This is a genomic window from Roseateles sp. GW835-FHT13E02, from assembly GCF_058794035.1.
This window is the reverse complement of sequence record NZ_JBXAGJ010000006.1, coordinates 93,575-118,552: the sequence shown is the minus strand read 5'-3', so window position 1 is coordinate 118,552 and position 24,978 is coordinate 93,575. Positions and strand designations below refer to the sequence as shown.

Here is a 24,978-nt window from a genome sequence, read left to right as displayed (position 1 = left end):
GCTCCGGCATGCGCCGTCAGCTAGCAAACACAACGCTCAAGCAGCGAATGGAAGTCATCGAATGAAGGTCTTGGTACTGGGCAATGGCGGGCGCGAACATGCGCTGGCATGGAAGCTGGCGCAGGCGGAACGCGTGAGCCAGGTCTTTGTGGCGCCCGGCAACGGCGGCACGGCCCGCGATGCGCGGCTGAAGAATGTGCCCATCACCGACGTGAAGGCGCTGGCCGACTTCGCCGAGGAGCAGAAGATTGCCCTGACCGTGGTCGGCCCCGAGGCCTTCCTGGCCGCCGGCGTGGTGGACGAGTTCCGTGCCCGTGGCCTGCGCATCTTTGGCCCGACCAAGGCGGCCGCGCAGCTGGAATCGTCCAAGGCTTTCGCCAAGGACTTCATGAAGCGCCACGGCATTCCCACCGCGGCCTACGAGACCTTCAGTGATGCCGCGGCGGCTCATGCTTATGTGGACGCCCAAGGCGCGCCCATCGTCATCAAGGCCGACGGCCTGGCTGCCGGCAAGGGCGTGGTCGTGGCCATGACGCTGGCGCAGGCGCATGAGGCCATCGACTGGATCCTGGCGGACAACAAGCTGGGCGTGGTGCACAACGAGGGCGGCGCGCGCGTCGTCATTGAGCAATTCTTGCAGGGCGAGGAAGCCAGCTTCATCGTGCTCTGCGACGGCAAGAACGTCGTCTCCCTGGCCACCAGCCAGGACCACAAGCGCCTGCTGGACGGCGACGAAGGCCCGAACACCGGCGGCATGGGCGCTTACTCGCCCGCCCCGGTCGTGACGCCCAATGTCCACGCCAAGGCCATGCACGAAATCATCATGCCCACCATCCAGGGCATGGCGCGCGACGGCATTCCGTTCACCGGCTTTCTCTACGCCGGCCTGATGATCGACGAGCACGGCCAGCCGCGCACGGTCGAGTTCAACACCCGCATGGGCGACCCGGAAACCCAGCCCATCATGATGCGGCTGAAGAGCGATCTGCTCGAGGTGCTGCTGCACGCCACCGATGGCACGCTGGACCAGGTCGTGCTGCAATGGGACCGCCGCGTGGCGCTGGGCGTGGTGGTGGCTGCCCACGGCTATCCGCTCACTCCACGCAAGGGCGATGCCATCAGCGGCCTGCCGGCGGACGCCGAAAACGTCATGGTCTTCCATGCCGGCACCGCCGAGGTCGAGGGCAAGTTGCTGACCTCGGGCGGCCGCGTGCTCTGCGTCACGGCCCTGGGTGAGTCGGTGCGCACGGCGCAGCAGGCGGCCTACGAGGCCCTGGTCAAGATCCAGTTCGATGGCAAGCAGTACCGCCAGGACATCGGCCATCGTGCGGTGAAGCGTTGAGCGCAGACGCGGCCCAGCGGCCCCCCCTGCCGCAGTGGATCAGCGGCCCCATGCCGGTGCAGCCGCAGGGCAGCCGACTGGCGCGTGGCTTGCTGGCGCTGGCGGGGTGGAAGCTTGATTTCCCGGGGCTGCCGGGTCAGCAAGGCGTGATCCTGGTCTACCCCCACACCTCCAACTGGGATTTCATCCTCGGCCTGCTGGGCAAGGCGGCGCTGGGCGTGCGACTGCGTTTCTGGGCCAAGGACAGCTTGTTCAAGGTGCCTTTGTTCGGCCGCTGGGTTCGTAGCTTGGGCGGGGTGGCCGTGGATCGCAGCAACCGTCATGGCTTGGTGGGCGACACGGCCGCGCAGATGCAGGCGGCGGCGCGCGCGGGCCAGATGTTCTGGCTGGCCGCGGCGCCGGAGGGCACGCGCTCGCTGGCCCAGGGCTGGCGCTCGGGTGCCTACCAGGTGGCGCTGCAAGCCGGTGCGCCGGTGGGCCTGGCCACGTTTGATTTCGCCACCCGTACCATTGCGCTCAATCGCTTCGTGCGCCTGAGCGGTGATGTCGAGGCTGATCTGGCCTTGATGGCCGAGCATTTCGCCCCTTATCGCGGCAAGCGCCACCACCTGGCCAGTCCGATCCGGATGAACACCAAGACATGAGCACTCCCACCAGCCTTGCCGCCACCCTCGACACCCAGCGGGTTCGGGACTACCTGCTCGATCTTCAGGATCGCATCATCACGGCCTTGCAGGCGGTGGATGGCAACCCCTTCGTCAGCGACGGCTGGACGCGCGAGCCGGGCAGCCGCCTGGAGGGCGACGGCCTGTCGCGCCTGATCGAGGGCGGCGCGGTCTTCGAGCGCGGCGGCTGCAATTTCTCGCATGTGCGGGGCCGGGTCTTGCCTCCCTCGGCCACCCAGCATCGGCCCGAGCTGGCCGGCGCGCCCTTCGAGGCCATGGGCGTGTCCCTGGTCATGCACCCGCACAACCCCTTTGTGCCGACGGTGCACATGAATGTGCGCATGTTTGCGGCCTTCCCCGAGGGCCAGGAGCCGGTGGTCTGGTTTGGCGGCGGCATGGACCTGACGCCGTATTACGGCTTCGAGCGCGATGCCCAGCATTTCCATCGCACTTGCGAGGCAGCCCTGCAGCCGCATGGCGAGCAGCTCTACCCGCATTTCAAGCAGTGGTGCGACGAGTACTTCTTCCTCAAGCACCGCAACGAGCCGCGCGGCATCGGCGGCATCTTTTTTGATGACCATGGCGAGGGCGGCTTCGAGGCAGCGTTCGCCTTGATGCGCTCGGTGGGCGATGCCTTCCTGCCGGCCTACCTGCCCATCGTCGAACGCCGCCAGGGCTATGCCTACGGCGAGCGCGAGCGTGATTTCCAGGCCTACCGGCGCGGACGTTACGTCGAATTCAATCTGGTCTTCGACCGTGGCACCTTGTTCGGCCTGCAGTCGGGCGGGCGCACCGAGTCCATCCTGATGTCCATGCCGCCCATCGTCAAATGGCGTTATCAGTGGGCGCCGGAAGCGGGTACGCAGGAAGCCCGGCTGTACAGCGATTTCCTGCGCCCGCGCGACTGGGTCCGTGAGCCGGCCACCCATCTATGGCTCTAGACCCCGCCCTGTCGGCTCCACCCGGCATGCGCCGGGCACGGGTCGGCTTGTTCGGGGGCTCCTTCGACCCGGTGCATCGGGCCCATCTGGCCCTGGCGCGTTGTGCGCTGGAGCAACTGGAGCTCGATCGCTTGCTGTGGCTGCCGGCCGGTCGGCCCTGGCAGAAGACCGGGCGCGGCCTGGCTTCACCCGAGCATCGGCGTGCCATGGTGGCGCTGATGCTGGCGGGTGAGCCGCGCTTAGCCATCGACGACAGCGAGCTGGAGCGCGACGGCGCCAGCTACACCATCGACACCGTGCGGGCCCGTCAGGCCGCACATCCGGACGAGGACTTGTTCCTCGTCATCGGCCAAGACCAGTACGAGCGCCTGCACAGCTGGCGCGAGTGGCGCGAGCTGCTGCAGCGGGTGACGCTGGCGGTGGCGGCACGGGCGGGTCAAGAAGTTCGGGGTTCTGCCGAAGTGCAGAAGGAGCCCCATTCCTTGCTGAAACTGGCCTTGCCAGCGATGCAGGTTTCATCAACCCAAGTGCGCGAGCTGGCCTCGCGTGGCGAGGACATCCGCCCCTTGGTGGGCGACGCGGTCGCGGGGTATATTGCCCAGCACCGTCTTTACAGTGAGTAGGTACTGAATGGACATTCGTAAGCTGCAACGCGCCATCGTCGATGGTTTGGAAGATGTGAAGGCCCAGAACATCGTGGTCTTCAACACAGAGCACCTGTCGCCGCTGTTCGAACGCGTGATCATCGCGTCCGGCACCAGCAACCGGCAGACCAAGGCCCTGGCTTCCAGCGTGCGCGTGACAGTCAAAGAGCGCGGCATGGATGTGCTGCGCTGCGAAGGCGAAGAGAACGGCGAATGGATCATCGTCGACTGCGGCGCGGCCGTGGTCCACGTGATGCAGCCGGCCATCCGCGACTACTACCACCTGGAAGAAATCTGGGGCGGCAAGCCGGTCAAGCTGGCGCTGAACGATGGCAAGACCAAGCTGGTCAAGGCCTCGGAAGAAGAAGACGAGGATGACGCGGCACCGGTCAAGAAGACTGCGGCCAAGAAGAAGGCGGCCGTCAAGCCCTCGCTGCCGGGTAAGCCGGGCGTGAGCAAGAAGGCGGCAGCAGCCGCTGCTGCTGAAGCCAAGCCTGCAGCCAAGAAGGTTGCCGCAAAGAAGGCCCCGGCCAAGAAGAGCGCCAGCAGCCGCGAAGTCGATGCCAAGACCCCGGCTGCCAAGACCATCAAGGTGGGTGCCACCAAGCCGGCTGCCAAGAAGCCTGCGGCCAAGAAGGTCGCGACCAAGACCGTGGGTGTGAAGAAGGCGCCGGCCAAGACGGCGGCCAGCAAGACCACCACCAAGTCGGCCGCCAAGCCTGCGGTGAAAGCCGCCGCCAAAAAGGTTGCCGCCAAGCCGGCAGCCAAGCCGGTGGCCAAGAAGGCCGCAAGCAAGAAGAGCGCGTGATCGAGACTGCGACCTGAGTCCGACTGAACGATGCGTTTGTTCTTGATCGCCGTGGGCCAGCGTCAGCCGGCCTGGGCGGATACCGCGTATGAGGACTTTGCCAAGCGCTTTCCGCCCGAGATGCGCCTGGAGCTCAAGGTCGTCAAGGCCGAAACCCGGGGCAGCAAAACGGCCGAGCAGCTGATGGCGGCCGAGGCGCAGCGCCTGGAGGCGGCCTGCCCCAAGGGCGTGCGCCGCATCATCCTCGACGAGCGTGGCGAGCGCCGCACCAGCAAGCAGCTGGCCGAGCGCATGCAGCTCTGGATGGGCGAGGGCCGCGATGCGGCCCTCTTCATCGGCGGCCCGGATGGCCTGCATCCGGATCTCAAGGCCACGGCCGATGAAACCCTGCGCCTGTCCGACCTGACCTTGCCCCATGCCTTTGCCCGCGTCCTGCTGGCCGAGGGCCTGTACCGTGCCTGGACCGTGATGACCGGCCACCCCTACCACCGCGAATGAGCAGCCCCAGCCCTTTCATCTATCTGGCCTCGCAAAGCCCGCGCCGCCGTCAGCTGCTGGAGCAACTCGGCGTTCGCCATGAGCTCTTGCTGCCAGGTCCCGAGGAAGACGCCGAGGCCCTGGAGGCTGTCTGGCCCGGTGAGGTGCCCGAATCCTATGTGGCGCGGGTGACCCAGGCCAAGCTCGACGCTGCGCTCTCGCGCCGCGTTGCACGCGGCCTGCCCGAAGCACCGGTGCTGTGCTCCGACACCACGGTGGCGGTGGACCAGCAGATCCTCGGTAAGCCAGCCGATGCGGAGGACGCGCTGCGCACCTTGCGCCTGCTGGCCGGGCGGCGCCACCGCGTGATCACGGCCGTGGCGGTGGGGCAGGCCGGGCGGCGGGAGGCGGCGCTCAATGTCTCCGAAGTCGAGTTCGCGCCGGTCGGCGAGGAGGCCCTGCGCCGCTATGTGGACAGCGGCGAGCCCTTCGGCAAGGCGGGCGCGTATGCGATACAAAGCCAGGCGGCGGCCTGGATTTCGCGCATCGAGGGCAGCTATTCAGGCATCATGGGTCTGCCCCTGTTTGAGACCGCGCAATTGCTGAGCGCCTGGGGCTGGCGCTTCTGAAGTTCGCTCCCCGCGAGCCGCGGCGCCGACGACCACAAGACGAGTCTTGTCGCATGAAGGCCCGAACGTTTCACGGCCCTCATGCAACAGCACTTGCAACTGCATTTGCGACAGCATTTGAGGATTGAGACGAGACGCCATGGAAGACATCCTGATCAACTGGTCGCCGCAAGAGACGCGCGTGGCCGTGGTGGAAAACGGTTCGGTGCAAGAGCTCCATGTCGAGCGCACGCTGGAGCGGGGCCTGGTGGGCAACGTCTACTCGGGCAAGGTCGCCCGGGTCTTGCCGGGCATGCAATCGGCCTTCATCGACATTGGTCTGGAGCGCGCGGCCTTTTTGCATGTCGCCGATCTTCATCTGACCGGCACCCAGGCTGGGCGCAACCATCACGGCGAGGCCGGCGTGGCCACGCCGATCGAGCGCCTGGTCTTCGAGGGGCAGACCCTGACCGTGCAGGTCATCAAGGACCCGATCGGCACCAAGGGCGCCCGCCTGTCCAGCCAGATCAGCATCGCCGGGCGCATGCTGGTGTTCCTGCCGCAGGACGATCACATCGGCATCTCGCAGAAGATCGGTTCGCACGAGGCGCGCGAACAGCTGCGCGCGCGCATGCAAGCCCTGGTCGGCAAGCCGGAGGAGGGTGGCGGCGGCGGCTTCATCCTGCGCACCAATGCCGAAGACGCCAGCGATGAAGAGCTGGCCTCGGATATTGCCTACTTGCGCAAGGCCTGGGCCGCCATCCGCGAGCGCGCCTTCAATTCCCCACCGGGCACCTTGCTGCACCAGGATTTGAGCCTGGTCGAGCGGGTGCTGCGCGACCTGACCAGCGAGCGCACCGGCTCCATCCGCATCGATTCCAAGCTGCAGTACGACGTGCTGCATGCTTTCGGCGAGACCTTTATGCCGGCGGCCACGGCCAAGCTCGAGCATTACCGCGGTGAGCGCCCCATCTTCGACCTCAACAACATCGATGCCGAGCTGAGCCGCGCGCTGGCCCGTCGCGTCGATCTGAAGTCGGGCGGTTATCTGATCTTCGACCAGACCGAGGCCATGACTACGGTCGATGTGAACACCGGCGGCTTTGTCGGTGCGCGCAATTTCGACGACACCATTTTCAAGACGAATCTTGAGGCAGCCGGCGCCATTGCGCGCCAGCTGCGCCTGCGCAATCTGGGCGGCATCATCATCGTCGACTTCATCGACATGACGCGTGAAGAGCACAAGTCGGCGGTGCTGACCGAGTTCCGCAAGCAGCTCAGCCGCGACCGTACCAAGGTCACCCTGGGCGGCTTCACCCAGCTGGGCCTGGTCGAGATGACGCGCAAGCGCACCCGTGAGTCGCTCTCGCGCATGCTCTGCGAACCCTGCCCGACCTGCGAAGGCCGGGGCCAGGTCAAGACCGCGCGCACGGTGTGCTACGACATCATGCGCGAGATCCTGCGCGAGGCGCGCCAGTTCTCGCCCAAGGAGTTCCGCGTCGTGGCCGCTGCCAATGTGGTGGAGATGCTGCTCGATGAGGAAAGCCAGCATCTGGCCGGCCTGTCGGATTTCATCGGCAAGCCGATCTCGCTGACCGCCGAGCCGACCAACCAGACCGAGCATTACGACATCGTGCTGCTCTGAGCGGTGCTGCCCGTGCCGTCAGGCGCTACATCGCCCATGCTGCGCTTCGGCTCCGGCGCCCTCAGGCAAAATCACCGTTATCGCCCTCTGCTTGTGCCCTGGGCCCATGACTTGTTCTCCATGAGCGCTTCCATGTCCGATCTGTTTTCGCGTCGTGTCCTTTTGCAGCAGGCGGCCGCAGCCTCTGCCGCCATGCTGGCCGGGCCTGCCCTGGCCCAGTTCCGGGTGGAAATCTCCGGTGTCGGCGGCTCGCAGCTGCCCATCGCCTTGCCCGATTTCCGTGACGAGTCGGCCAGCGGCCAGGCGGTGGCCGCCATCATCCGCGCCGACCTGGAGCGCAGCGGCCAGTTCAAGATCATCGATGCCGCGCCGGGCCTGTTCGAAGGCAGCGCGCCGAATTGGAGCGAGTGGCGCGGCAAGCAGGCCGATGCCCTGGCCGCCGGTTCGGTCAGCCGCCTGGCCGATGGCCGCTTCGATCTGCGCTACAAGCTCTGGGATGTGGTCAAGGGCGCCGACCTCGGCGGCGAAGCCCATGCCGTTACCGCTGAAGATGTCCGTTTGGCCGCCCACCGCATCGCCGACACCATCTACCAAAAGCTGACCGGCGAGCGCGGCGTGTTCGCCACCCGCATGGCCTACGTCACCCGCGCCGGCGGCCGCTACAGCCTGCGCATCACCGATGCCGATGGTGAGGGCGGCCAGGTCGCCCTGGCCAGCCCCGAGCCCATCATCTCGCCGGCCTGGTCGCCCAATGGCCGCGAACTGGCGTACGTGTCCTTCGAGACCCGCAAGGCCGTGGTCTGGGTGCAGGATCTGCAGACCGGCCGCCGCCGCAAGCTGGCCGATTTCCGCGGCAGTAACAGTGCACCGGCCTTTTCGCCCGATGGCGAATCGGTGGTGATGACTTTGTCGCGCGAAGGCGGCTCCCAGCTCTTCGTGATGAACCGTGATGGCAGCGGTGTGCGCCGCCTGACGCAGAGCTCGGCCATCGACACCGAGCCGGTGTTTGCACCCGATGGCCGCTCGATCTACTTCGTCAGCGACCGGGGCGGCAGCCCGCAGATTTACCGCGTGGCGGTGGGCGGCGGCTCGCCCGAGCGGGTCACCTTCAGCGGCAACTACAACATCAGCCCCTCGGTCAGCCCGGATGGCCGCAGCCTGGCTTTCGTCACCCGCTTGAACGGCAGCCAGTTCCGCATCTGCGTGATGGACCTCGCCTCGGGTGTGGTACAGCAGATCAGCGATGGCAGCGATGACGAAAGCCCGAGCTTCTCGCCCAACGGCCGCCTGATCGTCTACGCCACCCGTTCGGGCGGCCGTGATGTGCTGATGACCAGCACGCTGGACGGCCGCATCAAGGCGAAACTGATTTCTTCGCTTGCCGATGTGCGAGAGCCGACCTGGGGACCCTTCGGTCGTTGATTTCTTTGCAGTTCTGCAGATCGAAAGATGGCAAAGCTGTATGACAATTCGCGGTTGTCAATCCGCCGTCCAGACGGGTGGCTGGCTTTACTTTGATCCGAGCTTGAACCTCGAAAACGAAACAGGAGTGCTTTTCATGAAGATGACGCGTTTTGCTCTGTCCCTCGTGGCCGCTGCCGCTCTGGCAGGCTGCAGCACTGCAGTGAAGCTGGACGAGCCGGCACCGGTGGAAACCCGTCCGGTCACGCAAGCCGCGACGACCAACCCGGCTGCCAATGCCAAGCCCATGGCCGAGTCCAAGGTCCAGACCGTGGACCTGGGTGCTCAGCTGACGGCCGCTGTGGCCAACCAGCGCGTGGTGTATTTCGACCTGGACAGCTATGTCGTCAAGGACGAGTACCGCGGTCTGGTCGATGCCCACGCCAAGCGTCTGAACAACGACCGCAAGATTGCTCTGAGCCTGGAAGGCCACACCGACGAGCGCGGCGGCCGTGAGTACAACCTGGCCCTGGGCCAGAAGCGTGCCGAAGCCGTGGCCAAGTCCCTGAGCCTGCTGGGCGTGGCTGCCAACCAGGTCGAGGCCGTGAGCTTCGGCAAGGAGCGCCCTGCCGCTCAAGGCAGCGACGAAGCCGCTTGGTCCAAGAACCGTCGCGTCGAGCTGAAGGACAAGTGAGATGAAGCTGCCGCGGCTGCTGCCGTTTTGCCTGTTGCTGGGTCTGGCCTTGAGCCAGCCGGCACGGGCTGGCTTGTTTGAAGACGAGGACGCCCGCAAGGCCATCCTCGACCTGCGCGCCAAGCTGCAGCAAAGCGAGGACGCCCAGCGTCAGCGCGCCGAGCAGCTGAGCGCGCTGGTGCAGGAGCAACTGGGCCCGTTGCGCCGCAGCATGCTTGATCTGAACAGCCAGATCGACGGCCTGCGCTCTGAGATCGCAAAGTTGCGTGGTCAGAACGAGCAACTGGCACGTGATCTGTCCGAGACCCAGCGCAAGCTCAACGACCAGCTGCAGGCTTTTGATTCGCGTCTGAAGCCGATGGAGCCCCAGAAGGTGGCGCTTGATGGGCGCGAGTTTCAGGTCGAGCCTGAGGAGCGCCGGCAGTACGAGGCCGCCATGGGTTTGGTGCGTCGCGGTGATTTCGCCGAGGCCACCAGCGCGCTGAACAATTTTGCGCGCCGTTACCCGGCCAGCGGCTACAGTGATTCGGTGCGCTTCTGGCTGGGCAATGCCCAGTACGGCAAGCGTGACTACAAGGACGCCATCGCCAGCTTCAAGGCCTTCATCTCGGGCAACCCGGAACATCCGCGCGCCGGTGAGGCACTGCTGGCCCTGGCCAACTGCCAGATCGAGCTCAAGGATGTGAAGGGCGCACGCCGCAGCCTGGAAGACCTGCTCAAGGCCTACCCGGGCACCGAAGCTGCGCAAGCTGGCAAGGAACGTCTGGCCGCGCTCAAGTCCTGACCGTTCGCGCGGGCAGTCGCTTCTCAGCCTTGGCTGGATGCGTGCCGAGGTGACGATGCCCAGAGGCCCTGCTTGCAGGGCCTCTTTTCTTTTGCCGACCTAAAATCCAAAGCTTGCCTTTCACTCTTCACAGGGGCGCCCGCGCGTCTGACCTTTCCCCATGGATGACACGCCGCTGAACCTGGGCACCGCGCCAAACTTCACATCCGATTTCCCGCCCGACAGCGAACGCCGTTTTGGCGGCCTGCGTCGCCTCTACGGTGCGGCCGATTACCAGCGTCTGCGAGGCTTGCATCTGGCCGTGGTCGGGCTGGGCGGGGTGGGCTCCTGGGCCGTGGAGGCCCTGGCTCGCTCGGGCGTGGCCGGCCTCACGCTGATCGACCTGGATCAGGTCTCGGAATCCAATATCAACCGCCAGATCCAGGCCCTGGGTTCGACCGTGGGCATGGCCAAGGCCGAAGCGCTGCGCCAGCGCATCCAGGACATCCATCCGGAGTGCCAGGTTCGGGTGATCGAAGACTTTGTGGAGCCAGGCAACTGGCCGTCCCTGCTGGGCGGGCCGGAGCAGGAAGCACAGCTGGACGGCCTGATCGACGCCTGCGATCAGGTGCGCGCCAAAGCCTGTCTGGCTGCTTGGGCGCGAGCACGCCAGCTGCCTTTCGTGACCGTGGGCGCCGCCGGCGGCAAACGCGAGCCGCACCGGCTCAGCATCGAGGACTTGTCCGAGACCACGCACGACCCCTTGCTCGCCTCGCTGCGTCAGCGCTTGCGCAAGGAGCATGGCGCGCCGCGTCAGGGCAAGCTGGGCGTGCGCTGCGTGTTTTCGCGTGAGGCCGTGCACCGCCCCGCGGCCGAAGGCGAGGGCGCCGAGCTCTGTGATGTGGACGGCACGTTGAACTGCCACGGCTACGGCTCCAGCGTGGCCGTCACGGCCAGTTTTGGCATGGCGGCGGCGGCTGATTTGATTCAGGCCATCCTGGCGCGCAAAGTCCGCTGAGCGGCCTTGGGGGCGAGTTCGGCCTGTCTTCCGGTCTGTCTCCCAGATTGCCTTCGCCGTGTCAGTGCTTCGGCATGCCGTTGGGACATGCCTTTGAAGATTTTTGGGGTCTTCAAGAAAGTCGCTCAAAGCTCTTGCGAAGGCCAAAAATTCCTGGCTATAATGATGGGCTTCGCTTGATGGGTCGTTAGCTCAGTTGGTAGAGCAGCGGACTTTTAATCCGTAGGTCGCAGGTTCGAGTCCCGCACGACCCACCATCTTTTGATTTGCGAGGGTTGAAGCGCTCAGGCGCTGACCATCGGTTCCAAAATGCGAAGAAGCTGAAAAGCAGAAATTTTTAAAATTTTCATCAAAACAGTGGAAATCGAAAAAATAGATGCTATACTGCAAGGCTTGCAAGGTTGTTGAGAAATTAACGCCAAGCAAGGCAAACAAAGCGTAGGGCTCTTAGCTCAGTTGGTAGAGCAGCGGACTCTTAATCCGTAGGTCGAGTGTTCGAGTCACTCAGGGCCCACCAAAATTAAGAATGGAACAAGCACCAGATGCGAAAGCGGCTGGTGCTTTTTTCATTGCCGCATCGAAATCGACGCGCGCTATCCGAATTGAGTGGCTGCAATCACAAGCTCTTGCCCGAAGTCCTGCCCAGGCGTTCAGCAGGACGCGCGTTCGGAAGTGGCGTAGCGATGTGAGTAAGGGAGAGGCGCGCTTGCGCGCGGGCCCAAGTGCGGCTTCAGTCGCGCGCAGCAGGCGGTTGGTCGGGCGATCCGACCACGGACATGGTCTGGGTGCCGGTGACGATCATGCGCACCATCACCACCAATTGCTCGGTCAGCTCGGGCAGCTTGTCGCGAGGCAGGTCCATGGCGGTGGAGCCGATGGCAAACACCAGGCGGGTGATCGCCTTGGCAGTCAGGCCGGGCTCGTAGAGGCCTGTGCCATTGGCTTCGGCCAGGCGGATCAGGTCTTGGCGCAACTCTTCTTCGAAAAAGCTCAGCTGTCGGTCGACCGCGTGCTTGAACGCATCGGAGCCCACCGTGCCTTCGCGCAGCAGGATGTGCAGCAGCACATCGTTGGAGCTCAGCTGGTCCATGAAAGCCTGCACCGCGCTGCGAACCACGCTGGTGCCGCCGATGGAGCGGCGGCGGGCTTCGCCAATGATGTTGCGCAGAGAGAGACCGGCCAGCTCGATCAGGGCCACGGCCAGCTCGTCCATGTCACGGAACTGGCGGTAGAAGCTGTTGGGCGCAATGCCGGCTTCGCGCGCCACCTCGCGCAGGCTCAGGGAAGAGACGCTGCGGTGCGGGCCGACCAGCTTGAGGGCAGCCTGGATGATGTCATCGCGGGTGATCAGGGCCTTGCGGCCAGGGCCGCTGACACTCGGCGCCTCGTGCGCGTCCACGGCAAGCACCGAAACCGGGGTTTCGAGGGCGGCAGCGTGGGGCAGGGGCGCGAGCGTTGGGGTCATGGAGGCGGTCGGTGCGAGGCACGTATCATACCGACGCTTTAATTAATATACGAGCGTATATAAATTTGTATGCTCATGCATATAATGGCCTCAGTCCAGTGTTTCCCCCTGGACGGAGTGTTGTTCGTGAGCGCATTGACCCCTGCAGTTTCCCCCCCTTCAGCCTCTTCTCCGCGCCAGCAGCCCCGTTTGCTGCGCCGCTGGGCGGGCGCTTTTGTCGATCCCGCCGTGTTTGACTACTGGGCCGGGCATCTCAACCGCCTCTGGACCTGGGAACGCCCCCTGGCGCGCGTGGTCGAGCGCCGCGAGGCCGCGCTGGGTGCCGTCACCCTGGTGCTGCAGCCCAACCGCCACTGGCATGGATTCATCCCGGGCCAGCATTTGAACCTCGGGGTCGAGATCGAGGGCCGCCGCGTCACCCGTTCCTACAGCCTGTGCGATGTGCCGCGGGCCGATGGTCGCTTCGCCGTCACGGTACAGCAGGTCGATGGCGGTTTGATGTCCACCCATCTCTGTACGCGCACCCGCGTGGGCGATGTGCTGGACATCGGCCCGGCTTTTGGTGACCTGGTGCTGCCCAGCACGCTGCAAGGCCGCTACCTGCTGCTGGCCGCGGGCAGCGGCATCACGCCGCTGATGAGCCTGGTGCGTGAACTGGCGGCGCGCCAGATGCCGGTTCCGGTCACGCTGATGTACTGGGTCAAGACCAGCGCCCATGCATGTTTCGTGCCCGAGCTGCAGGCTTTGACTCAACGTTTTCCGAACTTCCAGTTTCAGCTGATCGCCACCCAGCAGGGCGGTCGCCGCATCGATGCCGATCTGCTCGCGCCGCGCCTGGCTGGCGTGGGCGCCGAGACCCATGTCCTGGCTTGTGGCCCGGGCGGCTTTGCGGCCCAGGCACGGGAACTGCTCGCGGGCCAGGCGGCCAGCTTCAAGGCCGAGGCTTTCACGCCCGCCGTGCCCTTGAACACCGACAGCAAGCACCAGGTGCAGGTGGAACTGCGCCGCTCCGGCCGCACGCTGGAGGTGGCTTCGGGCATGTCCTTGCTGGCCGCGCTGGAGGCCCAAGGGCTGCGCCCGGCCTCGGGCTGCCGCATGGGCATCTGCCACAGCTGCGTCTGCATCAAGCACGAAGGCCTGGCCGAAGACATGAACACCGGCGAGCGTTGCAGCGAGCCCAACAGCGCGATTCGCATCTGCGTCAGCCGCGCCTGTACCGACCTCAGTTTGGATCTGTAAACAAGCTCATGAGCAAGTCCCTGACCCGCAATCTCTCGCCGGCCGAGCTGGAAAGTTTCGGCGCCGAAATCGAGGCCCTGCGTGCCCGCACCGTGGCCGATCTGGGCGTGCGCGACGCGCGCTACATCCGCAACATCTTCAAGGCCGTGCGCTGGACCGAGGTGATCGGCCGCGCCGCGCTGATGATCGGCGCTTTCCTGCCCATGCCCTGGCTGATCGGCTTCTGGATCGTCGGCGCGCTGAGCCTGGCGCTGTCCAAGATTCTCGACAATATGGAGCTGGGCCATAACGTCATCCATGGACAGTTCGACTGGATGGGTGACCCCAAGTTCCAGGGCAAGAGCTTCGAGTGGGACATCGTCGGCACCAGCGACAACTGGCGCAAGACCCACAACTTCCGCCACCACACCTACACCAACATCCACGGCCTCGACGACGATATCGGCTATGGCCTGCTGCGCCTCTTCCCTGAGCAGAAGTGGCAGCCCCTGGCGTTGATCCAGCCCATCGTGGCGGTGTTTTTCGCGCTCTTCTTCCAGTGGGGCGTGGCCATCCAGAACCTGCCCAAGGGCGGCTATTTCGGCAAGCATGGCCGCGCCGCGCGCCGCGAGCTCAAGCTGGCCGGCCGCAAGATCTCGCACCAGCTGATCAAGGATTACCTGATCTTCCCGGCCCTGGCCGGCCCGGGCTTCCTGGTGGTGCTGACGGGCAATCTGGTCGCCAATATGCTGCGCAATGTCTGGACCTACACCATCATCTTCTGCGGCCACTTCACCACCGAGGTCGAGACCTTCCACCGCAATGTGCTGAAGAACGAGACCCGCGCCCACTGGTACTGGCGCCAGATCCGCGGCTCCAGCAATCTGGCCGGCGGTTTTGTGCTGAACACGCTGTCGGGCAATCTGAGCCACCAGATCGAGCACCATCTCTTCCCCGATGTGCCTGCCAATCGCTATGTCGAGATGGCGCCGGTGGTGCGCGACATCTGCCGCCGCTACGGTGTGCACTACAACACCGGCTCGCTGCCCAAGCAGTTCGGCCAGGTGATCTGGCGCATCTTGCGCCACAGCTTCCCGAGCCGGCCGCGCCGCGCGGCGGTGGCCAGCCTGCAGGGCTGATTCGTACGCGCGTCCTCCAAGCGAGGGTCGAATGAGAAAAGGGCGGAGCGCCATCGGCGCTCCGCCCTTTGTCGTTTCAGGCCCGCTGGCGGCCGCTCACCAGATGCGCAGGCGCTCGGCGGCCGGCTTGAACAAGGCGTCACCGGCCTTGGTGCCGAAGGCCTCGTGGAAACCGTCGTGGTTGCTGACCGTGCCGTTGGCGCGGAACTCGCCGGGCGAGTGGCTGTCGGTGGTCAGCTGCTGCAGCAGGCGTTCGTCGCGGTACTTGTTGCGCCAGATCTGCGAGAAGCCGAGGAAGAAGCGCTGGGCGCCCGTCGTGCCGCCGATCACCGGCGCCGGCTTGCCGCCCAGCGAGCGCAGATAGGCCTTGTAGGCAATCTGCAGGCCGGACAGGTCGGCGATGTTCTCGCCCAGGGTCAGGCGGCCGTTGATGCGTTTGCCGGGCAGGGGCTGGTAGCCCTCGTACTGCGCCACCAGCTTGGCGGCGATGGCTTCGAAGGCGGCGCGGTCTTCCTGGGTCCACCAGTCGCGCAGCACGCCGTCGCCGTCGAACTGGCTGCCGCGGTCGTCAAAGCCGTGGCTGATCTCGTGGCCGATGACGGCACCGATGGCGCCGTAGTTGATGGCGTCATCTGCTTCCATGCTGAAGAAAGGCGGCTGCAGGATGGCGGCCGGGAAGACGATCTCGTTGGCCGAGCCGCTGTAGTAGGCGTTGACGGTCTGCGGCGTCATGCCCCATTCCTTGCGGTTCACCGGCTGGCCGGCCTTGGCCACCATGCGCTCCCAGGCGAAGCGCGCCGCGCGCTGGCTGTTGCCAAAGGCATCGCCGGGCTTGACCTCGAGGCGGCTGTAGTCGCGCCACTGCTCGGGGTAGCCGATCTTGGCCGTGTACTTGGACAGCTTGTCCTGGGCCTGCGCCTTGGTGGCCGGGCTCATCCAGCTCAGGCCGTCGATCGAGTCCTTGTAGGCCGCCATCAGATTGGCCACCAGGGTCTGCATGCGGGCCTTGTAGGCGGCCGGGAAATGGCGCGCCACCCAGAGCTCGCCCACCGCCTCGCCGAGCGCGCTGTTGGTGTCGTTGATGGACTGCTGCCAACGCGGCAGTTCCGTCTTGGCGCCGGTCAAGGCCTGGCGGAAGGCGAAGTTGGCTTCGCGCACCGCCTTGGGCAGCACATCGGCGCTGCGGCTCAGGGCGTGCAGGCGCAGGTAGAGCTTCCAGTCCTCCAGCGGCAGCTCGGCCAGCAGGCCGGCCAGGGCGCGGATGGCGCTGGGCTGGGCCACATCGATGCTGCGGGTCTGGCCCAGGCCGGCCGATTCCAGATAGGCCATCCAGTCGAAGCCGGGCGCCTGCTCGCGCAGATCGGCCACGCGGGTCGGGTTGTTGGTCTTGACCGGGTTGCGGTTGTCGACCTTGTCCCAGTGCACGGTGGCGATGCGCTCTTCCAGGGCCAGCACGCGCTGGGCGGCCGCGGCGGGCTCGGCTTCACCGGCGATGCCCGCCAGCTGGCCCAGGTAGACGCGGTAGGCCTCGCGAGCCTTGGCCATGCGGACGTCATCCTTGAGCAGGTAGTAGTCGCGGTCCGGCAGGCCCAGGCCGCTCTGGCCCATGCGCACGCCGTTCATCTTGGGGTTCTTGGCCTCGGCCGTCACACCCACGCGCACCGGCGAGGTGGCGAAGAGCTGTGAGCGGCCCAGCCATTGCGCCAGCGCCGTCCGGTCCTTGATGGCCGAGATCTCTTTCAGCAGCGGCTGGATGGGCGCCAGGCCGGCGCGCTCGATCGCCTCGGTGTCGAGGTGGCTGCGGTAGTAGTCGGCGATCTTCTGGGCATTGCTGCCGGCCGCATGCTGGCCGCGGGCCAGCTCGTCGATCAGGGCGCGCACGCGCGCGTCGGACTGGTCGATCAGCAGATCAAAGCTGCCATAACGCGATTTGTCGGCGGGGATCTCGGTGTTCTTCAGCCACAGGCCGTTGACGGCGCGGAAGAGATCGTCCTGCGGCCGCACGCTGGGGTCGAAGCTGCTGCGGTCCAGGCCCTGGATGACCGGGGTGCTCGTGTCTGCAATCGTCGCGGCCTGGGCCGCAACGGCGCCGCAGGCCAGTGCCACCAGCAAGGGCAGGGTGGCGAGCCGGGAAGGGTGCTTCAACATGGGCGGATTCCTTGTGAATGGTGTCGGAGACTCGGTGGGGTGCATCGCCTCACCAGATGCGGATGCGCTCGCCCTCGGGCTTGAACAGGCGGTCGCCCTTGCGGGTGCCGAAGGCCTGGTGGAAAGCGTCGTGGTTGACCACGCCGCCGTTGGCGCGGAACTGGCCCGGCGAATGCGGGTCGGCCATCAGCTGTTGCAAGAGCAGGGGCGGGCGCACCTTCTCGCGCCAGATCTGCGCGAAGCCGAGGAAGAAGCGTTGCTCACCGGTGTAGCCATCCAGCACCGGCGCCGGCTTGCCGCCCAGCGAGGCCTGGTAGGCCTTGTAGGCGATCTGCAGGCCCGACAGGTCGGCGATGTTCTCGCCCAAGGTCAGCTGGCCATTGACGCGCTTGCCGGGCAGGGCCTGGTAGGCGCTGAACTGCTGGGCCAGGCGCTGGCCCAGGGCCTCGAAGGCCTTGCGGTCGGCCGGCTGCCACCAGTCGCGCAGCATGCCGTCTCCGTCGTACTGAGCGCCCTGGTCGTCGAAGCCGTGGCTGATCTCGTGGCCGATCACGGCACCGATGCCGCCGTAATTGACCGCGTCATCGGCCTTCATGTCGAAGAAGGGCGGCTGCAGGATGGCGGCCGGGAAGACGATCTCGTTGAAGGTCTCGTTGTAGTAGGCGTTGACCTGTTGCGGCACCATGCCCCATTCGCTGCGGTCGACCTTCTGGCCCAGCTTGGCGGCCTCGCGGGCCCAGGCGAACTGCGCCGCGCGCTGCTGGTTGCCGAGCGCGTCGCCGGCCTTGACCTGCAGGGCGCTGTAGTCGCGCCAGACATCGGGGTAGCCGATCTTGACCAGGTATTTGGACAGCTTGTCCTGCGCTTGCAGCTTGGTCTCGGGCGTCATCCAGCTCAGGCCGTCGACCGAGCTCTTGTAGGCGGCCAGCAGATTGGCCACCAGCTCCTGCATGCGCGCCTTTTGCGCCGGCGGGAAATGCTGGGCCACGTAGAGCTCGCCCACGGCTTCGCCCAGGGCCTCGTTGATCGCATCCACGCCTTGCTTCCAGCGCGGCAGCTCCTGCTGCGTGCCGCTCATGGCGCGGCCGTGGAAGGCAAAGGCCGCGGCGCGGAAGGGCTGGGGCAGCACGGCGGCGTGGGCGTCCAGGGTGTGCAGCTTGGCATAGAGCTTCCAGTCGGCCAGCGGCGCTTCGGCCAGCAGCTGGGCCAGGCCGCGGATGGCGCTGGGCTGGGCCACGGTCAGCTTGTCCACGGCCTTGAGCTGGGCGGCGGCGAAGAAGGCGTTCCAGTCCAGGCCCGGCGCGGCTGCGCTCAGCTCGGCCGGCGTCATCGGGTTGTAGGTCTTTTGCACATCGCGGCTGCTGACCACGTCCCAATGCGCCTTGGCCATGCGCGTTTCCAGGGCCAGCACGCGGCGCGCGGCTTCGGCCGGCTGGGCTTCGCCGCTCAGGCGCGCCAGCTTGCTCAGGTAGGCCAGGTAGGCGCTGCGAGCCTTGGCCAGGCTGGGGTCGCGCAGGTTCAGGTAGTAGTCGCGCTCGGGCAGGCCCAGGCCCGACTGGGCCAGCTGCAGGCGGTTGACCATGGGCTCCTTGGGGTCGGGGCCCAGGCCCAGACGGAAGGGTTGGCGCAACTGGCCTTGCGCCGAGCCCAGCCAGACCAGCAGCTGCTCGCGGCTCACCAGTGCGGTGATCTCGTCCAGGCGCGGCTGCAGGGCGCTCAAGCCCTCGCGGTCGATGCGGGCAGTGTCCAGAAAGGCGGCGTAGAACTGGCCGATCTTGGCCTCCTTGCTGCCTTCGGACTGAGGCTGCGCCGCCAGGCCCTCGGCCAGGGCGCGCACGCGCTGGTCGCTGAGCTCGGCCAGTTTCTCGAAGCTGCCCCAGGAGCCCTTGTCGGCCGGGATGGTGGTGGCCTTGATCCAGCCGCCGTTGGTGGCGCGGAACAGGTCGTCCTGCACCCGCACCTTGCGGTCGAAGTAGGGCAGGTCCAGGCCGGAGGCCGGTGCGTCTGCGGCCAGGGCCGCGCCGCTGGCCAGGGCGCTCAGGCTCGAGATGCCGGCGACGTGGAGCAGGGCCACCAGGGTGCAGTGTTGGAAGGCGTTCATGGCGGGAGTTCGCAAATCAAAGATCAGGTTCAGAAATGGGAAATGCCCGGCTTCCTGCGAAACCGGGCATTGGCAATCGGGGCAGACCGCGCATGTGGAGATCGGTTGGCTTGAGCCTACCCGGCATGGCCGGGCGTGCCGAAAGTCAGCGCTCGGGAGTTTCCCGGGTCGAGCTTCATGGCCGTGTTCAATCCAGCGAGACGCGCTGGCCTTGCACCCAGACCTGTTGCAGCTGCAAGTCCGCATCCAACACCACCACATCGGCCCAGGCGCCGGCCTGCAGGCGGCCGCGCTCGGCCAGGCCCAGGTAGTCGGCCGGGTTGCGTGACAGGCGCGCCGAAGCGTCTTCCACGCTGAGGCCCACCTCGACCAGATTGCGCAGCGCCTGGTCCATGGTCAGGGCGCTGCCGGCCAGGGAGCCGGTGGCCAGGCGCACGCAGCCCAGGCACTTGAGCACGCGCTGCGAGCCCAGGCTGTATTCGCCGTCCGGCATGCCGGTCGCCGCGGTGGCGTCGGTCACGCAGTAGAGCTTGGGGATGGCGCGCAGGGCCGCGCGCATGGCGCCCGGGTGCACATGCTGCAGATCGGGGATCAGCTCGGCATACTCGGCATGGGCCAGGGCCGCGCCCACCATGCCGGGCTCGTAGTGGTTGAGGCCTGGCATGCCGTTGAACAGGTGGGTGAAGCCGGCCACGCCGGCCTTGAGTGCTGCCACGCCGTCCTCGTAGCTGCCGGCGCTGTGGCCGATCTGCACGCGGATGCCCAGGGCGCTGAGCTCGGGGATCAGGGCCAGGTGGCCGGGGATCTCGGGCGCCAGGGTCAGCACCTTGATGGCCGCCAGGGCAGAGAAGGCCTGCACCGCCTCCAGCGTGGCGCGGCTGACGATGTCGGGCTGGGCACCGAGCCGGCGTGAGCTCAGGTAAGGGCCTTCCAGATGCACGCCGAGGATGCGCGCCTCGTAAGCCCGCGGCTCGGCCATCACCGCGCCAATGCCTTGCAGGGCGCGCTCGATATCGCCTTGCGGCGCGGTCATGGTGGTGGCCAGCAGGCTGGTCGTGCCGTGGCGGGCATGGGCGCGCGCCACGGTGCGGGCACTCTCGCCGCCCTCCATGATGTCCACGCCCAGGCCGCCGTGCACATGGAGGTCGACAAAGCCGGGCAGGATCAGCCGGTCTTCGGGCGCGCTGGCGTCCTCATGGAGGGCGGCGATGCGCCCATCGGCTAAGAATTCGAGATGGCCGCGCACCCAGCCCTGCGGGCCGAGGATGCGACCCGAGAGGGACTGCGGGTTCATGGAATTGGAGCGTTAGGGATTTGCATTGCAGGAGCGCGGTGGGGCGCTCAATCCACCACGATGAGTTCGATGCCGAGGCGCTGCAAGCCTTCGCGGTATTCCGTGCTGATGCCCGCATCGGTGATGACGGTGTGCACCCGGTCCATCTGGATGATGCGGTGCAGGCTGACGCGGCCGAACTTGGAGGCGTCGCTGACGACGAAGACTTTTTTGGCGCGCTCGACCATCTTGCGGTTGATGCTGGCCTCGGCCTCGTGGTGGGTGGTGATGCCGAACTGCAGGTCCAGGCCGTCCACGCCGAGGAAGAGCTTGTCGAAGTTGTAGCCGTTCAAGCTGGCCTCTGCCTGCGAGCCCTGGATGGACAGCGATTTCTTGCGCAGCAGGCCGCCGGTCAGCATCAGCTCCACGCCCTCGGCATCGGCCAGCTCCCAGGCGATGTTCAGGCCGTTGGTCATCACCGTCACACGGGCGTCGGCGGGCAGCTGGCGCAGATGGCGGGCCAGGGGCATGGTGGTGGTGCCCGAGTCGATGATGATGTTGTCGCCCGGCTCGACCAGGGCCGCGGCGCGTGCGCCGATGCGCTCTTTCAGCGTCGAGTTCAGCTCATCCTTCTGGCGGATGTTCTGTTCCTGCGGCGGCATGCGGTTCAAGCTGGCGCCGCCGTAGTTGCGGGTGACCAGGCCCTGGTCCTCGAAGACGCTCAGGTCGGTGCGTATGGTCACGGCCGACACGCCCATCATGGGCACCAGCTCGGCCACCTGCACGCTGCCGTTCTCCATCAGCATTTGCAGGATCTGTTCGCGCCGCTCTCGGGTATTCCTCATGGACTCGTGGCTTTCGATTCAAGGGGTTTTTGAGGCTCAAACTCAAGCTGGCTCGTGGCGGGCTCGGTTCAAAGCTTGTGATCGGAATGAATCTTAATTGAACGAAAGAATCGAGCTATTGGTACTTTCGATGTGTCGGCGCCCCGGCCGGGCGCTCAGGCGGGGTGGCGGTTGCGGGCACAGGCCCGGGCGTAGCGGGCCAACTCCAGCCCCACTTTGTGGCGGGCCAGGGCTGCGGGCTCGGCGGCCAGCTCGCCGGACAGCACGGCCTCCAACTGCTGCGGCAGGTGCTGGCTCAGCAAGGGCAGGGGAATGCCGCTGGCCTTCAGATTGGCGATCAGGCGCTGCAGGGCGGCTTGCACCTCGGGCTCGCCCCAGTAGTAGCGGCAGCGGTCGCTGAAGGCAAAGCGGCGCAGCAGGCGCTGCTCGTCTGGGCTGCCGGCATAGTGCTTGGCCCAGTGCTTGGGCTCGTTCAGCATGCAGCGCTCCAGCACACCGGGCAGGTCAGCCTGATGCTCGGCCGGCAGCAGCTCGCGCTCGATGGCCGAGAGCGCAAACCAGGCCTCGCGCAGGGCAAAAGTGACTGCTGGGCCGACCTTGAGGATGGCGTAGTGATCTCGCACCAGGGCGTGCAGCGAGGCTTCCGTCTGGTAGTCGGTCGAGTGGGCCTCGAAGACCAGGCGCGGCTGGGTTTCGATGAAGGCCGACAGCGCCCCTGCGGCGGCCGGCTGGTAGTGCTGGACCTGGCTGTGGTCGAAATCGACGCCGGGCTGCACCACCATGGCGATCACACGTTGCCATGCTGCTTCCAGGCCCTGAGCCGCAAATGCCTGCTCATGCACGGCCAAGGTGGCGGCGGCTGCCGCCGGCGCGGTGACGGCCACGCCGCCGCCCAGCGACGCTTCGCCGCCCGGCACCGGCACCTCGGTGCCGATCACATAGACCGGCGGCGCCAAACCCAGGCGCGCGGCCGTGGCCTCGGCCACCAGGGCCAGATCGGCCGAGCGTGCGGCCACGGTCGCGTCGCTGAGCGGCCGGGTGTCGTCGGCACAGGCCATGCTGCAGTCGAGGTGGATCTTCTCGAAGCCCGCCGCCACATAGGCCTCGATCAGCACGCGGGCATGGCCCATGGCCTCGGCGGCCGGCAAATGCTGCCAGGCATTGGGGCCCAGGTGGTCACCGCCCAGCGCGATGCGATCGAGCGGGAATTGAGCCTCCGCCGCCAGGGCCTGCACATAGTCGCGGAACTGCGGCGGCGTCATGCCGGTGTAGCCGCCGAACTGGTCCACCTGGTTGGAGGTCGATTCGATCAGCAGCGGTGTGTCGTAGGCCTGCGCCACCTCCATCGCTGCCTGCAGCACGAAAGGATTGGCCGAGCAGACGCTGTAGAGGCCGACGGGCTGGCCGTTGCGGTGGGCGGTGATGGTGGCGAGCAGATGGGACATGGGGGCAGGCAGGAATAGAAATGGGGGCAGAGCGGCTTCATCTCAGGCGCTGGCGCGCCAGCAGCGCGGCACCGCGCGCGCCGCCGGCATCGCCGAAGCGCGGCGGCAGGATGGGCGGCACGCTGACGCCCTGGAAGAGATGCGGGCCTATCGCCTCGGGCAGATCGGTGTAGAGGCTTTGCAGCTTGGACAGCCCCCCGCCCAGCACCAGCACATGGGGGTCGTAGGCCATGATCAGGCCGGCCAGGGCATGGCCCAGCAGGTCCAGATGCACGGCCAGGGCCTGGCGCGCGTGGGCCTCGCCCGCATCGGCCGCGGCCACGATCTCGGGCACGGACTGGCCTGCCGGGCCGCCGAAATGCTGGAACAGGGCCGCCAGGCCGCTGCCCGAGACATAGCGCTCGACGCAGCTCTGCAGCCCGCAGGCACAGGCCAGCAGGGGCAGGCGGTGGCGCTGTTGCAGCAGCGCCGGCAGGGCCCAGTGGCCCCACTCACCGGCCAGTCCGTTGTAGCCGGCGATCAGCCGGCCCTGGACGCAAAAGCCGCCGCCTGCCCCGGTGCCGAGAATGGCGCCGAACATCGAAGCAAAGCCCTCGGCCGCGCCGCCTTGCGCCTCGGACAGGGCAAAGCACTGGCAGTCATTGCCGATGGCCACGGGCCGGCCCAGGCGCTCGCGCAGGACCTGCGGCACGGCGCGGCCGCTCAGGGCGGGCACATTGGAGCTGAGCTGCAAGCCGGTCTGCGGGCTGATGATGCCGGGCAGGCCCAGGCCCACGCGGCCGCTGCAAGCCAGGGCCCGGTCGGCCTCCATCACCAGCTCGGCAATCGCCTCGACAAAGGCTTCGAAATCCTGCGTCGGCGTGGCCACGCGGCGGCGGTAGAGCTCGTCGAAGCTGGGCGCGCCGCCATCAAAGGCGACCAGCTCGATCTTGGTGCCGCCGATGTCCAGGCCGTAGCAGGGCGCGCTGGCCGGCGGGCTGGACTCAGTCGCAGTGGACACGGGCGGACTCGACATAGGGATAAATCTCCACACCCTGCACGACCCGGTTGACCGTGCCATCGGGGAAGGGATTGTCCGGCGTCAGGCCCAGGGCCACCGAGCGGTGCAGGGCGTACTGCTGGGCCAGGATCAGCCACAGCGTGGTCAGCCAGCTGTCGCTCAGGCCGCTGGGCTCGGCGCTCAGGGCGCGGCTCAGCAGAGGGTTGTCGCCCTGCAGCGCGCCGGCACCGGCCTCGCCGATCAGCAGCACGCGGCCGGCAATGCCGTCGCGCAGCAGCTCGTTCAGCAGGTCTTGCTCATAACGGCGCGCATGCGCGTCCTGCGATTGGAAGATCACGACCAGGCTCTGGCCATTGAGCATGGATTTGGGGCCGTGGCGGAAGCCCAGCAAGGTGTTCGAGAAGGCCAGCACGCGGCCGCTGGTCAGCTCCAGCACCTTGAGCGCCGACTCTTGCGCCAGAGCCTCCAAGGGGCCGCTGCCCAGGTAGACGATGCGGTCGAAGGGCTGGGCGGCCAGCTCGGCCAGGGTGGCCGCATGCTGGGCCAGCAAGGCCTCGGCGCGGCTCGCCACCAGCTCCAGGCGGGCCAGGCGTTCGGCCCAGGGTGCGCGGCTGAACGCGGCCAGGGCGGCCAGCTGCATGCTGCTGAAGCTGCTGGTCATGGCAAAGCCGCGGTCGCAGGAGGCGGCCGGCATCAGCAGGTTCAGGGTGTCGGCGCGGGCGGCGTTGTTGCGATAGAGCTCGCCCTCGGCATTGCAGGTGATGTTCAGAAAGCGCGGCGCATCGATCTGCTGACGCAGCAGCTCGACGGCAGCCAGGCTTTCCGGGCTGTTGCCGCTGCGCGCGAAGGACACCAGCAAGGTGGGTTGCTCGCGCTGCAGATAGAGCTCGGGGTGGGTCAGCAGGCTGGTGGTGGCCACGGCGCGCACCTCGGCGGGCCAGTCGCGGTTAATCTCGTCGGCCAGGGTCTGGCCCACATAGGCCGAGCTGCCCGCGCCGGTCAGGATGACCCGGTGGCTGGGCTGGCTCAGCCATGCGTCGAGAAAAGCGCGCAGCTGGGCTTGATGGTCGGCCAGCGAGGCGGCCAGCTCGCGCCAGACGCGGGGCTGCTGCGCGATTTCCTCCGCCGTGGCCAGGCCTTGCAAGTGCTGCCAGTCGCTGGCGCTGCGGTTGAGAAGAGTAGTCATTGTTTTTATCGAAAGATTGTCGTGAAATTTATCGTTTAACTTTCGATTCGTCAAGCAAGCTCGCGTAAAGGAAAGAAATATCGATGAAACAAAAGAAATTGACTTTCGGGTGATCGCTTCAAGCCAGGACGGCTGCGCCGGGCCGGGTGTCC

At 66.6% G+C, this 24,978-nt stretch carries 22 protein-coding genes and 2 tRNA genes; 16 read left to right on the top strand and 8 right to left on the bottom strand.

Annotated features, from left to right (window positions below):
- The first annotated feature begins 61 nt into the window (after window positions 1–61).
- From purD to AC1Q6P_RS07830, 14 genes are all read left to right on the top strand, one after another.
- Window positions 62–1,342, top strand: coding sequence for a phosphoribosylamine--glycine ligase (gene purD, locus AC1Q6P_RS07895; RefSeq protein ID WP_492663174.1), 1,281 nt, complete (start codon window positions 62–64; stop codon window positions 1,340–1,342).
- Window positions 1,339–1,986, top strand: a complete 648-nt coding sequence (locus AC1Q6P_RS07890; protein WP_492663175.1) for a 1-acyl-sn-glycerol-3-phosphate acyltransferase — start codon at window positions 1,339–1,341, stop codon at window positions 1,984–1,986. The genes purD and AC1Q6P_RS07890 overlap by 4 nt, the downstream gene beginning before the upstream one ends.
- Window positions 1,983–2,948: an oxygen-dependent coproporphyrinogen oxidase gene (gene hemF, locus AC1Q6P_RS07885; RefSeq protein WP_492663176.1), complete on the top strand. Its 966-nt coding sequence runs from the start codon at window positions 1,983–1,985 to the stop codon at window positions 2,946–2,948. The genes AC1Q6P_RS07890 and hemF overlap by 4 nt, the downstream gene beginning before the upstream one ends.
- On the top strand, window positions 2,939–3,571 hold the full coding sequence (nadD, locus tag AC1Q6P_RS07880; protein ID WP_492663177.1) for a nicotinate-nucleotide adenylyltransferase: 633 nt from the start codon (window positions 2,939–2,941) through the stop codon (window positions 3,569–3,571). Before hemF ends, nadD begins: the two co-directional genes overlap by 10 nt.
- Before the next feature lie 7 nt (window positions 3,572–3,578).
- The gene (gene rsfS, locus AC1Q6P_RS07875; protein WP_492663178.1) at window positions 3,579–4,400 is read left to right on the top strand and encodes a ribosome silencing factor; all 822 of its coding nucleotides are present in this window, start codon (window positions 3,579–3,581) and stop codon (window positions 4,398–4,400) included.
- A gap of 30 nt (window positions 4,401–4,430) precedes the next feature.
- Entirely contained in the window at window positions 4,431–4,898 is a 468-nt protein-coding gene (gene rlmH, locus AC1Q6P_RS07870; protein WP_102769918.1) for a 23S rRNA (pseudouridine(1915)-N(3))-methyltransferase RlmH, read from the top strand.
- Window positions 4,895–5,506: a Maf family protein gene (locus AC1Q6P_RS07865; protein ID WP_492663179.1), complete on the top strand. Its 612-nt coding sequence runs from the start codon at window positions 4,895–4,897 to the stop codon at window positions 5,504–5,506. Before rlmH ends, AC1Q6P_RS07865 begins: the two co-directional genes overlap by 4 nt.
- A 139-nt stretch (window positions 5,507–5,645) precedes the next feature.
- Window positions 5,646–7,130, top strand: coding sequence for a ribonuclease G (rng, locus tag AC1Q6P_RS07860; protein WP_102769920.1), 1,485 nt, complete (start codon window positions 5,646–5,648; stop codon window positions 7,128–7,130).
- Between the two features lie 132 nt (window positions 7,131–7,262).
- The gene (gene tolB / locus AC1Q6P_RS07855; RefSeq protein WP_492663180.1) at window positions 7,263–8,552 is read left to right on the top strand and encodes a Tol-Pal system beta propeller repeat protein TolB; all 1,290 of its coding nucleotides are present in this window, start codon (window positions 7,263–7,265) and stop codon (window positions 8,550–8,552) included.
- Window positions 8,553–8,688: 136 nt separating this feature from the next.
- Complete coding sequence (gene pal / locus AC1Q6P_RS07850) at window positions 8,689–9,225, top strand: peptidoglycan-associated lipoprotein Pal (RefSeq protein WP_102769922.1); 537 nt, start codon at window positions 8,689–8,691, stop codon at window positions 9,223–9,225.
- A 1-nt stretch (window position 9,226) separates the two neighbouring features.
- Window positions 9,227–10,009 carry a tol-pal system protein YbgF gene (ybgF, locus tag AC1Q6P_RS07845; RefSeq protein WP_492663181.1) on the top strand — a complete coding sequence of 261 codons (783 nt, stop codon included), beginning with the start codon at window positions 9,227–9,229 and terminating at the stop codon, window positions 10,007–10,009.
- Window positions 10,010–10,169: 160 nt separating this feature from the next.
- A complete protein-coding gene (locus AC1Q6P_RS07840) occupies window positions 10,170–11,006 on the top strand; it encodes a tRNA threonylcarbamoyladenosine dehydratase (protein ID WP_492663182.1) in 837 nt (278 codons plus the stop codon).
- Window positions 11,007–11,187: 181 nt separating this feature from the next.
- Window positions 11,188–11,263: transfer RNA gene (locus tag AC1Q6P_RS07835), tRNA-Lys, on the top strand.
- Window positions 11,264–11,447: 184 nt separating this feature from the next.
- Window positions 11,448–11,523, top strand: a tRNA-Lys gene (locus AC1Q6P_RS07830).
- Window positions 11,524–11,736: 213 nt separating this feature from the next.
- Here the strand turns inward: AC1Q6P_RS07830 and fabR are convergent.
- Complete coding sequence (fabR, locus tag AC1Q6P_RS07825) at window positions 11,737–12,471, bottom strand: HTH-type transcriptional repressor FabR (protein WP_102769925.1); 735 nt, start codon at window positions 12,469–12,471, stop codon at window positions 11,737–11,739.
- Between the two features lie 126 nt (window positions 12,472–12,597).
- Between fabR and AC1Q6P_RS07820 the strand changes: the two genes are divergently transcribed.
- Both AC1Q6P_RS07820 and AC1Q6P_RS07815 read left to right on the top strand, forming a co-directional pair.
- A complete protein-coding gene (locus AC1Q6P_RS07820) occupies window positions 12,598–13,710 on the top strand; it encodes a ferredoxin reductase (protein WP_492663183.1) in 1,113 nt (370 codons plus the stop codon).
- An 8-nt stretch (window positions 13,711–13,718) separates the two neighbouring features.
- Window positions 13,719–14,828: a fatty acid desaturase family protein gene (locus AC1Q6P_RS07815; RefSeq protein ID WP_102769927.1), complete on the top strand. Its 1,110-nt coding sequence runs from the start codon at window positions 13,719–13,721 to the stop codon at window positions 14,826–14,828.
- Window positions 14,829–14,924: 96 nt separating this feature from the next.
- On the opposite strand, the gene AC1Q6P_RS07810 is transcribed toward AC1Q6P_RS07815, so the two are convergent.
- From AC1Q6P_RS07810 to AC1Q6P_RS07780, 7 genes are all read right to left on the bottom strand, one after another.
- Entirely contained in the window at window positions 14,925–16,976 is a 2,052-nt protein-coding gene (locus AC1Q6P_RS07810; protein ID WP_492663184.1) for a M13 family metallopeptidase, read from the bottom strand.
- A gap of 49 nt (window positions 16,977–17,025) precedes the next feature.
- Window positions 17,026–19,077 carry a M13 family metallopeptidase gene (locus tag AC1Q6P_RS07805; protein WP_492663185.1) on the bottom strand — a complete coding sequence of 684 codons (2,052 nt, stop codon included), beginning with the start codon at window positions 19,075–19,077 and terminating at the stop codon, window positions 17,026–17,028.
- 187 nt (window positions 19,078–19,264) lie between these two features.
- A complete protein-coding gene (gene nagA, locus AC1Q6P_RS07800; RefSeq protein WP_492663186.1) occupies window positions 19,265–20,371 on the bottom strand; it encodes an N-acetylglucosamine-6-phosphate deacetylase in 1,107 nt (368 codons plus the stop codon).
- Between the two features lie 47 nt (window positions 20,372–20,418).
- Window positions 20,419–21,195: a DeoR family transcriptional regulator gene (locus AC1Q6P_RS07795; RefSeq protein ID WP_171828313.1), complete on the bottom strand. Its 777-nt coding sequence runs from the start codon at window positions 21,193–21,195 to the stop codon at window positions 20,419–20,421.
- 155 nt (window positions 21,196–21,350) lie between these two features.
- The gene (locus AC1Q6P_RS07790; RefSeq protein WP_492663187.1) at window positions 21,351–22,640 is read right to left on the bottom strand and encodes a D-tagatose-bisphosphate aldolase, class II, non-catalytic subunit; all 1,290 of its coding nucleotides are present in this window, start codon (window positions 22,638–22,640) and stop codon (window positions 21,351–21,353) included.
- 37 nt (window positions 22,641–22,677) lie between these two features.
- Window positions 22,678–23,640 (bottom strand): ROK family protein, encoded by a 963-nt coding sequence (locus AC1Q6P_RS07785; protein WP_492663188.1) that lies wholly within the window; start codon window positions 23,638–23,640, stop codon window positions 22,678–22,680.
- Window positions 23,624–24,826, bottom strand: coding sequence for an SIS domain-containing protein (locus tag AC1Q6P_RS07780; RefSeq protein WP_271008997.1), 1,203 nt, complete (start codon window positions 24,824–24,826; stop codon window positions 23,624–23,626). The genes AC1Q6P_RS07785 and AC1Q6P_RS07780 overlap by 17 nt, the downstream gene beginning before the upstream one ends.
- Window positions 24,827–24,978: the final 152 nt, after the last annotated feature.

Coding starts and splice junctions, on each gene's coding strand:
- AC1Q6P_RS07810 (WP_492663184.1), bottom strand. CDS start 16,976: ATGTTGAAGCACCCTTCCCGGCTCGCCACCCTGCCCTTGCTGGTGGCA.
- tolB (WP_492663180.1), top strand. CDS start 7,263: ATGTCCGATCTGTTTTCGCGTCGTGTCCTTTTGCAGCAGGCGGCCGCA.
- purD (WP_492663174.1), top strand. CDS start 62: ATGAAGGTCTTGGTACTGGGCAATGGCGGGCGCGAACATGCGCTGGCA.
- pal (WP_102769922.1), top strand. CDS start 8,689: ATGAAGATGACGCGTTTTGCTCTGTCCCTCGTGGCCGCTGCCGCTCTG.
- nadD (WP_492663177.1), top strand. CDS start 2,939: ATGGCTCTAGACCCCGCCCTGTCGGCTCCACCCGGCATGCGCCGGGCA.
- hemF (WP_492663176.1), top strand. CDS start 1,983: ATGAGCACTCCCACCAGCCTTGCCGCCACCCTCGACACCCAGCGGGTT.
- AC1Q6P_RS07840 (WP_492663182.1), top strand. CDS start 10,170: ATGGATGACACGCCGCTGAACCTGGGCACCGCGCCAAACTTCACATCC.
- nagA (WP_492663186.1), bottom strand. CDS start 20,371: ATGAACCCGCAGTCCCTCTCGGGTCGCATCCTCGGCCCGCAGGGCTGG.
- ybgF (WP_492663181.1), top strand. CDS start 9,227: ATGAAGCTGCCGCGGCTGCTGCCGTTTTGCCTGTTGCTGGGTCTGGCC.
- AC1Q6P_RS07795 (WP_171828313.1), bottom strand. CDS start 21,195: ATGAGGAATACCCGAGAGCGGCGCGAACAGATCCTGCAAATGCTGATG.
- fabR (WP_102769925.1), bottom strand. CDS start 12,471: ATGACCCCAACGCTCGCGCCCCTGCCCCACGCTGCCGCCCTCGAAACC.
- rsfS (WP_492663178.1), top strand. CDS start 3,579: ATGGACATTCGTAAGCTGCAACGCGCCATCGTCGATGGTTTGGAAGAT.
- rng (WP_102769920.1), top strand. CDS start 5,646: ATGGAAGACATCCTGATCAACTGGTCGCCGCAAGAGACGCGCGTGGCC.
- rlmH (WP_102769918.1), top strand. CDS start 4,431: ATGCGTTTGTTCTTGATCGCCGTGGGCCAGCGTCAGCCGGCCTGGGCG.
- AC1Q6P_RS07805 (WP_492663185.1), bottom strand. CDS start 19,077: ATGAACGCCTTCCAACACTGCACCCTGGTGGCCCTGCTCCACGTCGCC.
- AC1Q6P_RS07865 (WP_492663179.1), top strand. CDS start 4,895: ATGAGCAGCCCCAGCCCTTTCATCTATCTGGCCTCGCAAAGCCCGCGC.
- AC1Q6P_RS07790 (WP_492663187.1), bottom strand. CDS start 22,640: ATGTCCCATCTGCTCGCCACCATCACCGCCCACCGCAACGGCCAGCCC.
- AC1Q6P_RS07815 (WP_102769927.1), top strand. CDS start 13,719: ATGAGCAAGTCCCTGACCCGCAATCTCTCGCCGGCCGAGCTGGAAAGT.
- AC1Q6P_RS07780 (WP_271008997.1), bottom strand. CDS start 24,826: ATGACTACTCTTCTCAACCGCAGCGCCAGCGACTGGCAGCACTTGCAA.